Origin of the sequence: Bartonella sp. JB63, from assembly GCF_002022665.1 — a bacterium.
GTDB lineage: Bacteria > Pseudomonadota > Alphaproteobacteria > Rhizobiales > Rhizobiaceae > Bartonella.
The window spans coordinates 385401-400075 of sequence record NZ_CP019788.1; the positions used below are offsets into that span (position 1 = coordinate 385401).

At 36.1% G+C, this 14675-nt stretch carries 13 protein-coding genes; 5 read left to right on the forward strand and 8 right to left on the reverse strand.

Features of this window, described 5'->3' with window-relative positions; all coding sequences use genetic code 11:
• Window positions 1-43 precede the first annotated feature (43 nt).
• Both BJB63x_RS01680 and BJB63x_RS01685 read right to left on the reverse strand, forming a co-directional pair.
• Window positions 44-964, reverse strand: coding sequence for a siderophore ABC transporter substrate-binding protein (locus BJB63x_RS01680; RefSeq protein WP_194284793.1), 921 nt, complete (start codon window positions 962-964; stop codon window positions 44-46).
• A gap of 494 nt (window positions 965-1458) precedes the next feature.
• Complete coding sequence (locus tag BJB63x_RS01685; RefSeq protein ID WP_078718734.1) at window positions 1459-2772, reverse strand: NAD(P)H-dependent oxidoreductase; 1314 nt, start codon at window positions 2770-2772, stop codon at window positions 1459-1461.
• Window positions 2773-2940: 168 nt separating this feature from the next.
• On the opposite strand from BJB63x_RS01685, the gene BJB63x_RS01690 reads away from it, so the two are divergent.
• Window positions 2941-3429: a MaoC family dehydratase gene (locus BJB63x_RS01690; protein WP_078718735.1), complete on the forward strand. Its 489-nt coding sequence runs from the start codon at window positions 2941-2943 to the stop codon at window positions 3427-3429.
• On the opposite strand, the gene BJB63x_RS01695 is transcribed toward BJB63x_RS01690, so the two are convergent.
• Genes BJB63x_RS01695 through BJB63x_RS01705 form a run of 3 tightly spaced genes read right to left on the reverse strand, consistent with a single transcriptional unit; the run spans window position 3426 to window position 5937 of the window.
• Window positions 3426-4085: a methionine ABC transporter permease gene (locus tag BJB63x_RS01695; RefSeq protein ID WP_078718736.1), complete on the reverse strand. Its 660-nt coding sequence runs from the start codon at window positions 4083-4085 to the stop codon at window positions 3426-3428. The genes BJB63x_RS01690 and BJB63x_RS01695 overlap by 4 nt on opposite strands.
• Window positions 4078-5112 carry a methionine ABC transporter ATP-binding protein gene (locus BJB63x_RS01700; protein ID WP_078718737.1) on the reverse strand — a complete coding sequence of 345 codons (1035 nt, stop codon included), beginning with the start codon at window positions 5110-5112 and terminating at the stop codon, window positions 4078-4080. Before BJB63x_RS01700 ends, BJB63x_RS01695 begins: the two co-directional genes overlap by 8 nt.
• A 6-nt stretch (window positions 5113-5118) precedes the next feature.
• Window positions 5119-5937 carry a MetQ/NlpA family ABC transporter substrate-binding protein gene (locus BJB63x_RS01705; RefSeq protein ID WP_078718738.1) on the reverse strand — a complete coding sequence of 273 codons (819 nt, stop codon included), beginning with the start codon at window positions 5935-5937 and terminating at the stop codon, window positions 5119-5121.
• Window positions 5938-6454: 517 nt separating this feature from the next.
• On the opposite strand from BJB63x_RS01705, the gene BJB63x_RS01710 reads away from it, so the two are divergent.
• Entirely contained in the window at window positions 6455-7108 is a 654-nt protein-coding gene (locus tag BJB63x_RS01710) for an SH3 domain-containing protein (protein ID WP_078718739.1), read from the forward strand.
• Window positions 7109-7194: 86 nt separating this feature from the next.
• On the opposite strand, the gene BJB63x_RS01715 is transcribed toward BJB63x_RS01710, so the two are convergent.
• The 3 genes from BJB63x_RS01715 to BJB63x_RS01725 form a co-directional block, all read right to left on the reverse strand.
• On the reverse strand, window positions 7195-8226 hold the full coding sequence (locus tag BJB63x_RS01715; protein ID WP_078718740.1) for an aspartate-semialdehyde dehydrogenase: 1032 nt from the start codon (window positions 8224-8226) through the stop codon (window positions 7195-7197).
• A 704-nt stretch (window positions 8227-8930) separates the two neighbouring features.
• Complete coding sequence (locus BJB63x_RS01720) at window positions 8931-9125, reverse strand: Trm112 family protein (RefSeq protein WP_078718741.1); 195 nt, start codon at window positions 9123-9125, stop codon at window positions 8931-8933.
• A gap of 13 nt (window positions 9126-9138) precedes the next feature.
• Window positions 9139-9801, reverse strand: coding sequence for an LON peptidase substrate-binding domain-containing protein (locus tag BJB63x_RS01725; RefSeq protein ID WP_078718742.1), 663 nt, complete (start codon window positions 9799-9801; stop codon window positions 9139-9141).
• A 518-nt stretch (window positions 9802-10319) separates the two neighbouring features.
• Between BJB63x_RS01725 and gcvT the strand changes: the two genes are divergently transcribed.
• Genes gcvT through gcvP form a run of 3 tightly spaced genes read left to right on the forward strand, consistent with a single transcriptional unit; the run spans window position 10320 to window position 14617 of the window.
• Window positions 10320-11441 (forward strand): glycine cleavage system aminomethyltransferase GcvT, encoded by a 1122-nt coding sequence (gene gcvT, locus BJB63x_RS01735; RefSeq protein ID WP_078718744.1) that lies wholly within the window; start codon window positions 10320-10322, stop codon window positions 11439-11441.
• 6 nt (window positions 11442-11447) lie between these two features.
• Entirely contained in the window at window positions 11448-11816 is a 369-nt protein-coding gene (gcvH, locus tag BJB63x_RS01740) for a glycine cleavage system protein GcvH (RefSeq protein WP_078718745.1), read from the forward strand.
• Window positions 11817-11821: 5 nt separating this feature from the next.
• The gene (gene gcvP / locus BJB63x_RS01745; protein ID WP_078718746.1) at window positions 11822-14617 is read left to right on the forward strand and encodes an aminomethyl-transferring glycine dehydrogenase; all 2796 of its coding nucleotides are present in this window, start codon (window positions 11822-11824) and stop codon (window positions 14615-14617) included.
• Window positions 14618-14675: the final 58 nt, after the last annotated feature.

Below are 14675 nucleotides of genomic sequence, written 5' to 3' on the forward strand. Positions count from 1 at the left end.
TCTTATTTTTATGACGAGCAAGTTATTTTATACATAGCTCCCCTTATTTACTTTTTGTAAAAGCTTCACTGATTTGTTTTGTTGCTTCGTTAAGTCCAGTTAAACCGCCGCTTGCACGATACCAGCTCCAAGAATCTAAGTAGATAATCTGATTTTTTCTTCCAGCAGTTGTGCGGCGAACAAGCTCATTGTCTAATAATTCTGCTGCAGATTTTCCTTCTCGTCCAATTGCAGCATCACGATCAATAACTAGTAACCAATCAGGATTGGTTTCAAGAATAAACTCAGGAGAAATAGGTTGTCCATGTTTGTGCACAACTATTTTATCAGTTGCAGCAACAATCCCAAAGTTAGTATGAATGATATCTATGCGTGACTTTGGACCCAAAGCATTTATTTTTCCCCCTGATGTCATCAGAACAAGTCCTTTACCTTTCCCTTCAGTGCTTTTACGAACCATTGCTAAATTTTCTCTGAGCGTTACAATTTCTCGTTCAGCTTCTTTCTCTTTACCAAAAATTTTTCCGAGAATGTTGATATTCCGTTCAATATTTTGGAGAGCATTTTCATACCCTACTGTTAGATCAATTGTTGGAGCGATTTTAGATAAATCTTGATATTTAGATTTTGTTCTTGAAGAGATAATAATAAGATCAGGCTGAAAAGCAGCAATTTTCTCATAATTAGGTTCAAAGAAAGTACCTATTTTTTCATATTTTTCATCATCAAAATGTTGTAAATATACGGGTTTTTTTCCTTCAGGAACACCAACAACAGCATTAATGCCTAAACGATTTACATTATCGAGTGATGCAAGATCAAAAAACACAACCTTTTTTGGGTTGTTAGGAACAGAAGTTTTGCCTGAAGCATGCTCAACAGTTAGATTTGCCCACGCAGTGGCTATAAAGCTCATTATTACAGTTAAAATAGAAACTGCCCGTATTATACGTTTAACAATCATTATTTTATCCTTTTCTTAAAAAAACATTCTCAAAATTTATTTATAATTAAAACCCTTATATTAAATTTCTTTATATGCAATAAATATACAGTAAGAACACACTATGTTGTCAAAATGATTTAAGACATATAGTGTTTAGTGTATAATTCAGTGCCAATCAAGGATTAAATTTATTTTGTATTTTTAGTGTTGTGCAAACTTTTGTGGGTAGTTTGAGGAAAATGATTGAATGAGATTATAGGGAATATCTATAATTTTAGACCTTTTATTAATAAGGGTTTTTAATATTTCCGTTATTTAAAATAATGAGAAATTGACAAAATTTTTGATTATCAGATACTTTGATTTAAAAAAGAACGAGCAATTTTATTTCTAAGCTTGAGAAGCTGATGTGTTTCTCTATACTACTTAGAGATAGACTCTTGAGTTGTTTTATTCAGTTAGTGCTCTTTAGTGATGAAAGATTAAAGTATGATTTATATACCTGGAGATGTTTAACGTAGTAAGAGATCTTGTTTATTGCGCAGGCGTGCAATCCACTGATCTTCGCGAATGGTTGTATTGTGTTTTGTGATGAGCTCATTTTTTTTAATTTCAGTCTTAACTATTGCTTTTTCTAGAAGTCCACAAGGAATAGCTTGGTGAATACGTGCTTCTTCAGCGCTCATTGTCCAAGCACGATAGCTATAAAGACCAATAAAATCTAGTTGTTCACCAGGGTATAAATCTTTTTTAGCAATAGCACAAACTTCCGCTACTGGTTGTTTAAGCGGTGCCATATCTGTTTTTCCATACAACATAATGCGTGCGCAGGTAAGTGGAATTTCCATTGCAGTTAAGTGATAGGGGCGATGAAAGGTAAAGTAAGGTCCTTTACCAATTTTTAAATCTTCCATACGTTCACGTAAACGCGGATGTGTTATTTCCGCAATGACAAAAACACCAGGAGCGACTCCTTCACCTATTGAATAATCTACGACACCACATCTGTTTAAAATGCCACCGTCTTGTTTTGGAATAAGCACTTTATTTAAGTCTTTGAGTGCAGCTTTGGGACCATGCATTCCTGGGCAATCAGGAAGAAGTCCTGTTGCATTAGCAATCGCTGCCATTTCAACCATTGTTTTGGATCCATCAATAAATTCAACCAGCATTCGAACGTTCATATTACGTTGTCTGGCTTCTTCTTTGTAAGAATCAGGCGTAGCATCAAAAATAAGTGGATTATTTTTTCCTTTACCTACTGCAACGATCTTATGCCCGAGTGCTGAAACAAATTCAATGAGTTCCATACAAGATGTAGGCTCATCACCAGCTCCAAGTGTATAAATGAGACCTTGTTTATCTGCTTCATGTTTGAGATAAGCACCAATCGTAACATCAGCTTCCACATTCATCATGACAAGATGTTTATTGTTTCTAAGTGTTTTGAAACCAATTTCTGCACCTGCTTCAGGATGACCTGTTGCATCAACAATAATGTCAATTTGTTCATGGCGTAAAACAAGGTCTAAATCATTTGTGGCAGCAATCAAGCCTTTTTCAATAGCTTCGGTTAAGGCAGTAGTGTTTTCAACTTCACATACATGTCCTTCTTCTCCATAGGCTAATGCAGCGGCATCAAAAATACGTGACGGTGTGCGGGTGGCAACAGCTGCGATTGTCATGCCATCTATATGTGTAATACTAGATAATAAATCTGTTCCCATTTCGCCACAGCCAATCAATCCAATACGAATGGGTTTATGGGTTTCTGCATACTGTTTCAAATCACGTGCTAAACCTGTTAAGTTTATATTACTGGTCATTATTGTTTCCTATTTAAATTTTTCTTTAAGAAAACATTTTATTATTTATTAAGTGCGTTTACCTATAAGACATTTAAGCTTTATGTTATTGATGCTCTAAACAATGGCTTTTATAAAAGCAAGAGAGGAGAAATTGAGTCTTGTGTTCAAGAAAACAGGGATAGTGTTATGCAACGAAAAATAGCAGTGCAAGATATAGCCAATTTCGTTGGGAAAGAAATTGGTTTATCGCGGTGGCGTCTTGTTACACAAGATATGATTAATCAATTTGCATATGCAACAGATGATCATCAATGGATTCATGTAGATGAAGGAAAAGCCAGAAAGACACCTTTTGGTGGTACTATTGCTCATGGTTTTTTAACATTATCGCTTTTGTCCACTTTGGCTTATGAGGCATTACCAGAATTGGAAGGCGCGACGATGGGGATTAATTATGGTTTTGATAAAGTTCGTTTTATAAGTCCTGTTAAAACAGGAACACGAGTGCGTGCCCGTTTTATTTTAAGTGATGCTAAAGTTCGTCCCTCTGGTCGTGTTGTTTTTCATTATGAAGTAACGATGGAGATTGAAAAGTTGAAAAATCCAGCTCTTACTGCCAACTGGCTTATTATTGCTATGATTGAGGAAAAAAATTCAGTTTGTGAGACTTTTTAATATTTTTTTTTGTTCAATTTATGTCCAATTCGATCACCAGTCCATTGGACAATTATATTGAGAATAATTAAAAAAATAATCACTATCGTCATGATAGCGGTATTGTAGCGTTGATAGCCGTAGCGAATTGCCATATCACCTAAACCACCACCACCAAGATATCCAGCAAGAGAAGTTGCACTGATTAGAGAAATGACCATAACTGTAAAACCAGTAATGAGGCTGGGGAGTGCTTCAGGGAGAAGGACATGTCTGATGATCTGAAAGCGGTTGGCACCCATGGAACGAACTGCTTCAACTAAGTTATGTTCGACTGTTTTAAAAGATAATTCTGCTATGCGCGCATAAAAAGGAATAGCTGAAATAGTGAGCACAAAAATCACTGAGGAAATTCCTACACCGCTTCCTATCACCACACGGGTAATGGGTAGAAGATAAAAAGCAAGAATAATAAAGGGAATAGCACGAACACTATCGACAATAATAGTCAAAAAGCAATGAATGATAGATGACGGAAAAAGTCCTTCGCGTGCAGTTGTATGAAGTAACAAGCCAAGTGGTAATCCTAAAATAAAAGCCATAAAAGAGGCACTTATTGTCATAAATAATGTATCAAAAATAGCGACGGGAAGCTCATGATAAAGAATGTTAAACATAGCCCAAAACCTCACAATATTGACCTTTTTCAGTCAACCATTGGACGGCTTTTTTTAGAGTGACTTTATTGTGTCCAGGAAGTCCTAAAAAAAGACGCCCGATAGTTTCTCCTTGGACTGTATCAATGCCACCATGGAGAATACGCGCTCTTAAACCTGTTTCATCTTCAAGAATATTAAGAAAAGGTTGCTGAGCAATTTCACCAGCAATGTTAATTTCGATAACTGCTTCTTGACCTGTTGGTTTCAGATTTTGTGCAAATTCCATAGGAAGCTGTGGCGTTACAAGTTTGAGCATAGCAATGGTTGTATCTTCTTGTGGTGATGTGAAAATGTTTTTTACATATCCTTTTTCTACAATTCGTCCTTGGTTAAGGACAACAACACGTTGCGCAATAGTACGCACAACTTCCATTTCATGAGTAATGAGCACAATAGTAAGATTGAAACGTTTATTAATATCTGCAAGAAGCTCCAGAATAGATTGTGTTGTTTCAGGATCAAGAGCAGAGGTTGCTTCATCTGATAACAAAATTTTTGGATTTGCTGCTAAAGAACGAGCAATGCCAACACGCTGTTTTTGTCCTCCCGAAAGCTCTACAGGATAACAATATTCTTTTCCACATAATCCTACTAATTCAATAAGTTCAGCAGCTCGTTGACGACGTTTTTTTTTGTTTATGCCTGCTAATTGGAGTGGTAGAGCGATGTTGTCAATGATGTTTTGCGACGATAAAAGATTGAAATGTTGAAAAATCATTCCAATACGTTTACGATAAGTGGCCCATTCTATATCTGATAGATTGGAAACATTAATGCCATCAAAAAGAATATGCCCTTCATCAATTTTTTCTAGGCCATTTAAGCAGCGAATAAGTGTTGATTTTCCTGCGCCACTGCGTCCAATAATACCAAGAATTTCACCCGCGTGAATATCGAGAGATAAATTATCAATAGCTGGGATACCTGCTGTTTTTTTGAAACGGCGGCTAATATTTTTTAGGGAAATAAGAGTGGTACTTTCCATTTGCGATTACCAAGATATTTGAGCAGTTGTACCAAAAATTTCTTTAATTTTTGCACGAACAGGTTCGCTATTGTAGGCATCAACCAATTTTTTGACCCACAACTCATCTTTATCGATAGTGCGTACTACAATGATATTGTTATAAGTATTATTGTCTTCTTTTTCCCATGCGATAGCATTTTTGTTTAAGTCTAATCCAGTGGTCAAAGCCCAGTTCGTATTGACAATTACAATATCAAAATCATTGATTGCTCGTCCTAAAATACCAGCATCCAATTCAAGAATTTTCAATTTTTTAGGGTTTTCAATAATATCAAGTGGAGATGCAAGAATATTTTTAGGATTTTTTAATTTAATGAGACCTAAGGAATCAAGAAGAAGCAAAGCTCTTCCCCCGTTTGATGGATCGTTAGGAATACCAACAGTCGCTCTATCGGGAAGCTCTTTTATATTTTTGATTTTATGTGAATAGATACCAATTGGAGTAATAAACGTATATCCAGCAATTGAAAGTTTATAATTACGCTGTTCAATTTGATTATTCAAATAAGGCGTATGTTGGAAGGCATTCGCATCAATGTCTCCGGTATTAACAGCATCATTAGGAAGAGCGTAATCAGAAAAATAAACGAGTTCAATATCTAAATTATCCTTTTTAGCTTGTTCAACGGCCACTTTCCAAATAACTGCTTCTTTTCCTTCCATAACACCAAGTTTAATTTTTGATTTGTCTTTTTCTATAGAGCTAGAGGCATGAAAAATAAAGGTAGAGAAAGAAAGGAATAATCCGATGATTGTGCACTGGAATAGTTTATTCAATGTCATATGTGTTTATCTTTCTTTTGCTTTTTCATAAACGGTTTTTCGAGAAAATTTTGTATACTCAGATTATTTTGAAAAAATTAGAAAATATAAAAGCTTAATAGAATATTCAATCATTTTTATTTAAAAAATAATATTATTTTTGTCTTTTGTTGCAAAGTTTTTATTTTTGAGCAAACACATCCTATTGATGGAAGAATTTAACTGCAACTTAGATCAATATATTCAATGTTGTAATCTTTTTTATGGAACCAATAGTATTTTAAACACTTCTTTAAGAACTGATGATCAGGTGATCAAATTATGTTCTTGCACGCAATGATCAATAAAGTCAGCTCTGTTTGCAAGAGAAAAGCTTGTGTCTATAGGGTGGTGAGAGATACGTAAGAGAGCTTTTTCAGTTTTCTCAAGGTGTAGCAGATTTTTGAGAAGTTAGAAAATTTACCACCATTTTATTGAAACGAGACAAATTTTTGCAAAAAATTTGAGCCTCTAATACTATGAATAGGAAAAAGAGAGAATGTTTAAAAAGAGTTTTTTATCAACGACAATGATGTTGACATCTTTGGTGGGATCAGGGCTTATAATGGCTAACTCTGATGCAGCTGCTGGGACAGTCGCTAAAATAGAAAAGGGTACAGTAATTTTACACGCAGGGCCAGTTACAAATTATAAAACTTTAGCGATAGTTCCTACTGGAGCGAAGGTACAAATTAATGGCTGTCTTGCTAATAAAGTATGGTGCTTACTTCAGCATAATGAAAAAGTTGGTTGGGCATCTGCAAATTATTTTAATATCGACAATATTCCCGTAATTTCTTTTATGCAGATGAAAGGTAAACCGAAGTCTGTGATTCAAAAACAAATAATACAAGAAAAGAAGATTGTCTCCAATTCAAAAGATGTTTTTATTCCTAGAGTAATCGAAAAGAAGATACAAGAAAAGGATGAAACAAGTGTGATGGTTAAGAAGCCTAAAGACATTAAGGATATTGTGCCTACAGGTGTAAAAAAAACTGATGAGCGGATAATTTTAAAACCATCTGAAAATACACATGAAATATCTATAAAACGAGTGACAGCTTATAACCCTTTATTTCCAGATAATGTCAATTTTGAAAATGCTGAACGCAATGAAACACGCTATCGCATTATAACATATCCTACTCTGTAAAGATAGAGAAGACTTTCTTTTATTTTTTGAAGAAAAAACAAGAAACAATGGCAGCATAAAGAGAATTTTTATACTGCCACTTGCGTTTAAATAGCTGATTTGGGTGTGATTAAATTACGAGAGATGAGAAGTTCGGCAATTTGAACTGCATTCAATGCTGCTCCTTTTCTTAAATTATCAGCAACAACCCAAAAAGCTAAGCCATTTTTAACTGTGGTATCTTCGCGAATACGACTAATAAAAATATCATCCTCTCCTGTACATTCATAGGGGGAGATGTAGCCGCCATCTTCTTGTTTATCTATAATTTGACAACCAGGTGTATTGCGTAGGAGCGTGCGCGCTTCATTAACACTTAATGGTTTTTCAAATTCGACATTAACAGATTCAGCATGACCGATAAAGACGGGAACTCGAACAGCAGTAGCCGTTAATTTAATCTTGGGATCAAGAATTTTTTTTGTTTCGGCCATTATTTTCCATTCTTCTTTAGTGTAACCATCTTCCATAAAAACATCAATATGAGGAATGATATTAAAGGCAATGCGTTTAGTAAATTTTTTTAATAAAATTGGATCAGCAACGAAAACAGCTCGTGATTGTTCAAATAATTCATCCATTCCTTCCTTACCAGCTCCGGAAACCGATTGATAAGTAGACACAACAACACGCTTGATAATTGCTGCATCGTGGAGAGGTTTTAAAGCGACAACAAGTTGAATTGTTGAACAATTAGGGTTGGCAATAATGTTGCGTTTAGAAAATGCTCTAATGCTTTCTGCGTTCACTTCTGGCACAATCAAGGGAACATTTATGTCATAGCGCCATGTGGAGGAGTTATCGATGACCACACAACCGGCGGCACTAATCTTAGGAGTGTATTCTTTGGAAATATTTCCTCCAGCAGACATGAGACACAAATCAGTATCAGAAAAGTTATATGTATCAAGTGCTTTGATTTTTAAAGTTTTGTTGCCATAAGAAACACTCTGTCCTAGTGAACGTCGTGAAGCTAAAGGAACTACTTCGCGAGCTGGGAAGCAACGTTCTTCTAAGATTGTTAGCATTTCACGACCAACATTTCCTGTAGCACCAACAACTGCGACTTTAAAATTCATTTTTTCAATTCTTTCTCTATTTTAGAAAAACAGATATGATACCAGTTTTTTCTTAGGCTAAACCTAAAAAGAGGGTAAATTAGTAAAGAAACTTGAATATTTTTTCATTATTTTCTTAGTTCTAATTGTGTATGTACACAATTATTACAATTATTGTGATGAGGGTACTATAGATCTCCTTACTTGACAATATACTGGTCCCTTGGTTCTTTTAGAACTGAAAAAGTTTAAATATTTTATGTAAAATCATATAAGTATTATTTTTGACAAGGCTTTGATTTAGGGAGCTCCTAATCTGCTGTCAATTGTTGTTCTTTTAGGATTTTAGGTTTTATAATGGTCAGATTTTTAAGGAATAAACCTGTTTTAATTAAGCAGATGATAAGCCAGATATTTTTATGTATTTGTCAATGAATATTCAAAGAAATAGTATGAGATTCTGATGAAAGTACAGATCATTTTTTGAGATAAATTTTACAATAATAACTATTGGTTACATCATTACAACTGTTTAAATCAATATTGAACTTTTATGGAACTAGAGAATGAATTTCTTGTTGGAGAAAATTAAAAATTTCATGTTATCAATAAGTGGAGTAATTTTTAAAAATTCTCTTTAGAAGATGGATTGAAAAGAGCTAATTGAGGGAAAATATGTTTTGATATAAAATTTATGATTGGTTTTATGCAAAGGAAAATAAAAATTATTTTTTTTCATTATGTTCTAAAGGACGGGCTTCTGAAACGAGCATAATGGGAACACCACTACGAATAGGGTAGGCTAGTTTTGCTTTTAATGAAATTAATTCTTGTGTTTTTTTATTTAAAGAGAGAGGCTCTTTTGTGATTGGGCAGACCAGTAATTCAAGCATCTTAGGGTCGGTGATCATTTTTTTCATTTTTTAAAATCCGTTAATGTAAGCGATAATATGCTCCTGTTTGTTTCATAAGTGAACGTTCAGTTAAAGCAAGAAGAGTTTGGGCGCGACTTGCAATATCTGGTGCTTCCAGTAAAGCTTGTTTTTCTTCTGGGGCAAAAGGAATAAGAGTTGAGAGGGCATTAACGAGTACAGGTGTAGGCGTTTGTACAATATTATTCCAATTGTGTTCAATTTCATGGAGTATAAGATAATGTTCAATAGTATTAAGTAAATTTTCCCGATTAACATTCTCTGAATTTTCATGTTCTTGTAAATCTTTTATATTAAATTGAATAATGGCAATTCGATAAGGCTTTTTGCTCACTAATTCTTTTTTCAAAGTAAAACGACAAACACCTTGTAATACGATAAGAAGCCGTCCATTTCCTGTTTCATTATAATTTGTGATGCGACCAACACAGCCCATTTCATAAAGTTCTGAGGAAGGATAATTTGTACCTGACGATAATGGCTGAATGATCCCTAATAGACGATTAGATGTCATAGCATCTTCAATCATTTCAAGGGCACTTGGTTCAAAAATGTTAAGCGATAAAAAACCTCCAGGAAGCAATAGTGCACCTTCTAAGGGAAAAAGGGCAATTTGTTTTGGTAAGTCATTTTCACAATTATAGTGGATATTACCAGCTTTCATGAGTGTTCTGTAACCTTTATACGATGCAGTTGAATGCGTAAAATTATTATAGTTTTTCATTTATAAGGAAAATTATATTATTGTGAGCGAGACCAAATCACATAATATAAGTTATTATATTGTTCGTAATGAGGAAAACTATAATTTTTCCTTAATAGAGAAAAGGAAGAGAAACGACAATATCTTGGGTTATCTTTAGTAAGATATTTAAAAAATATAAATTCCCTTTAAATAAAAATTTATGATGATTGTTTGCAAAAACAAGATTATTATAAAAAAACTTAAAAATTTAGAGAACTATAATCAGTTTTTTAATGACAGTGTAGAGAAGATAAGTTATAGCAAAAATATGTTGGAAAGAATGTTATTGCTTCTTTCATTCTTTGCGGGAGAGTGCAAAATGCGAACTTTCACATCTGCCGCCAAAGAGAAAAATAACCGCCAATCTCTTAGGTTTGAGACAAAGGGTGAGAAAGGCAACCACAATATATAGTGGTGTGTGCGGCTTTGGAGAAATTATGAGCACAGATTTACATACATTTGAGACATTGCCTTTAAAAAAGCTTCCTTTACATGACTTGCATGAAAAAGCACAAGCGAAATTTGGTAGTTTTTCTGGTTGGATGATGCCTTTAATTTATCCTCTAGGAGTTTTGAAAGAGCATTTGCATACACGTGCTCATGCCGGTCTTTTTGATATCTCTCATATGCAGTTAATAGCTGTCGAAGGGCAAAAAGCGGCTGAATTTTTATCTTATGCACTTCCTGTTGATGCATCACTTTTACAAAAAGGTCAATCACGCTATAATTATTTGCTGAATGAGCAAGCTGGTATTCTTGATGACCTTATTCTTACTCGTTTAGATGAGTGCCGTTTTATGCTGGTTGTCAATGCAGGGAACGCACAGACTGATTTTGCTGAACTTAAAAAACGTGCTGTTGGTTTTGAATGTCAAATAATTGCGCTTGAGAGAGTATTGCTTGCTCTTCAAGGTCCGCAGGCTGCAGCTGTTATGGTTGATGCAGATTTGCCTGGTAATGAACTTTTATTTATGCAAGGGTTTGAGCCGAAACAAAATTGGTTTGTGACACGTTCTGGCTATACAGGAGAAGACGGTTTTGAAATTGCACTTCCAAAAAGTCAAGCTCTTTCATTAGTTGAAAAATTACTCAATGACTGTCGTGTTGAATGGATCGGTCTTGCTGCGCGTGATAGTCTTCGATTGGAGGCAGGGTTGTGTTTACATGGCAATGACATTACACCTGATATCACTCCTATTGAAGCTGGGCTAACATGGGCTGTGTCCAAGAGTGTTCGGGAAAAAGCTCAATTTTATGGGGCAGAGGCTTTTCTTAGAGCATATCAGAAAGGCCCTTCTTGCTGTCGTGTTGGTTTAAAACCACAGGGCCGTCAGCCTGTACGTGCAGGCGCGATTCTTCTGGATGATAAGGGGAAAAAGATTGGAGTAGTAACATCTGGTGGTTTTGGCCCTTCTTTTAATGGTCCTGTAGCAATGGGTTATGTTCCTATTGATTGGAAAATCGAAGGAACAGAAATTTTTACTGAAGTGCGTGGCAAAAAAATCATGTTGTCTGTTCATTCGCTTCCTTTTGTTGAACAACGTTATTTTAAGGGATAATTTTCTATGTCTGAAATTTATTTTACGCAAGATCACGAATGGGTAAGCGTTGAGGGGCAGATCGCTACAGTTGGAATTACCAATTATGCTCAAGAGCAGTTAGGTGATTTAGTGTTTGTTGATTTACCGCAGAGCGGAGCACGTTTTTCTAAAGGAGATGCAGCTGCTGTTGTTGAATCAGTTAAAGCAGCGTCAGATGTTTATGCACCTATTGATGGAGAAGTGATTGAAAGTAATGGAGCTTTGGTGGATGATCCTGCATTGGTAAACGAGAAAGCCGAGAGAGAAGGTTGGCTATGGAAAATGAGAATACAGGATAAAACACAGCTTGATGAATTATTAGATGAGGCTGCTTATCATGTGCTGATTGGGTGACGATTATGCAAGAACATCTTTTTGTTTCTCGACATATTGGGCTTCGACCTGATGAAATACAAAAAATGCTTAGTGTGTTAGCACTTGATTCAATGGAAACATTAGTTTCTCAGGCTGTTCCCCAGTCCATTCATTTGAAACGGTTGCTTAATTTGCCAGAAGCGGCAAGTGAAGTACAAGCTTTGGAAGAATTATCAAAGATTATGGAACGCAATCATGTGCGGAAGAGTTTTATTGGGCAAGGCTATTATGGAACATTTGTACCACCTGTTATTTTGCGTAATCTTTTTGAAAATCCAGCTTGGTATACTGCTTACACCCCCTATCAGGCAGAGATTAGCCAAGGCCGTTTAGAACTTTTATTTTATTTTCAGACATTGGTAAGTGAATTGACGGGATTACCTATTGCTGCTGCCTCACTTCTTGATGAAGCAACGGCTTTAGCTGAAGCCAATGCGATCGCTGTCCGCTTTGCACGTGAGAAAAAAACAAAAATTTCGATTCAGGGCTTTTTGCATCCTCAGGTATTAAGTGTTGCGCAGACACGTGCTGAAACACAAGGCATTCACATGAGTGAAAAGAGCGAAATTTGTTCTGATACGGCTGCCATTGTTTTGCCTTGGCCAGATACAAGGGGATGCTTTAATGATTATAGTGAAGTCATTAAAGAAGCAAAAAAGAAAGGAGCTTTGGTTATTGTTGTTGCAGATCCTTTAGCACTTACTCTTATGGAAGCACCAGCAAAATGGGGTGCTGATATTGTTGTTGGTTCTATGCAGCGTTATGGAGTTCCAATGGGTTTTGGTGGTCCTCATGCAGGCTATCTTGCAGTGGGTGATGCTTTAATACGTTTAATTCCAGGGCGTATCGTTGGGCAATCAACAGATACGAAAGGACGTATTGGTTTTCGATTAGCATTGCAAACGCGTGAACAACATATTCGACGTGATAAGGCAACATCAAATATATGTACTGCACAGGCTTTGTTGGCTAATATAGCGGCAGCTTATGCTATTTGGCATGGACCACAAGGCTTACAGGAAATTGCTAAACGTGTTCATCGTTTAACATGTCGTTTCGTTGCTGGCTTAAAAGCAGCAGGTGTGCGTTGTGAAGGTGAAAACTTTTTTGATTGTATTAGTATTTTTGTTAGGAAAAGAGCTCAAAATATTGCGGATCAAGCGAAAATGGGTGGCCGGCTTGTGCGCGTTCTTGACGATGATTGGGTTGCGATCAATTTTGATGAATTGTCAACAGAAGAAGATGCTATTGCTTTAGCACAGCTTTTTAACGCACAATTAGCCGATGAAACCACTACACGCCTTTTTGGTAAGGGGCGAGATGCTAGTTTTCTTTCGCAGTCATTTTTTCATATAGTGCATTCAGAGACGGATATGATGCGTTTTTTACGTCGCTTATCAGATAAGGATTTAGCACTGGATCGAGCGATGATTCCACTTGGTTCTTGTACAATGAAACTAAATGCTGCTGCTGAGTTAATACCCGTGAGTTGGCCTACAGTAGCTAATATACATCCTTTTGCACCTAAAGATGATGCGTTAGGATATCAGGAAATGATGAGTCAGTTAAATGCATGGTTGTGTGAAATTACAGGGTTTGCTCAAATTTCTTTCCAGCCAAATTCTGGTGCTCAGGGTGAATATGCTGGACTTTTAGCTATTCGCCGATATCACCAATCTCGTGGTGACCATCAACGTAACATTTGTCTTATTCCTGCATCAGCACATGGAACTAATCCAGCTTCAGCACATATGGCAGGGATGGAAGTTGTGGTAGTGAAATGTTTGAGCGATGGTGATGTTGATATTGAGGATCTTAAAGTAAAAGCACTCTTGCATAAGACGCATTTGTCAGCTTTAATGATTACCTATCCTTCAACACATGGTGTTTATGAAGAGAACATTAAGGACATTTGTGACATTATTCATGAAAATGGTGGGCAGGTCTATTTCGATGGAGCTAACTTAAATGCACTTGTAGGTCTTGCGCGTCCCGCGGATATGGGAGCAGATGTTTGTCATATGAATCTTCACAAAACATTTGCAATTCCCCACGGTGGTGGGGGTCCTGGTGTTGGTCCGATTGGCGTTAAAATGCATTTAAAGCCATTTTTGCCTGGCCATGAACAAGATAAGACAACGCATGCCGTTTCAGCAGCTCCCTACGGAAGTGCTTCTATTTTAGTGGTTACATGGATGTATATTCGGATGATGGGAGCTGATGGATTAAAATGTGCAACACAGATAGCAATATTAAATGCTAATTATGTTGCTGAGCGCCTTTCAAAGGCTTATTCTATTCTTTATCGTGGTAAACGTGGACGTGTTGCACATGAATGTATTGTGGATACACGGTCGCTAAAAGAGCAATATGGAATCAGTGTTGATGATATTGCAAAACGTCTCATTGATTACGGATTTCATGCACCGACAATGTCATTTCCAGTTCCTGGAACTTTGATGATCGAGCCAACTGAATCAGAACCGAAGGTAGAGATTGATCGTTTTTGTGATGCTTTGTTATCTATTGCTGAAGAGTCTAAAAAAATTGGTGCAGGTGTTTGGCCAAAAGACGATAATCCATTGGTGAATGCACCGCATACATTAGCAGATATTTTAGATGATAATTGGAAACGGGTTTATTCGCGAAAAGAAGCTGCTTTTCCTAATCTTTGCCTTGATTCAGCAAATAAATATTGGCCACCTGTTTCACGCATTGATAATGTTTCTGGTGATAGAATATTAATTTGTTCTTGCCCACCATTAGTGAACAAATTTTAAATTTATTCGTTTATGATTCAATAAGGTAAACTTATATAAAGTATATGAGGGGGGAGAG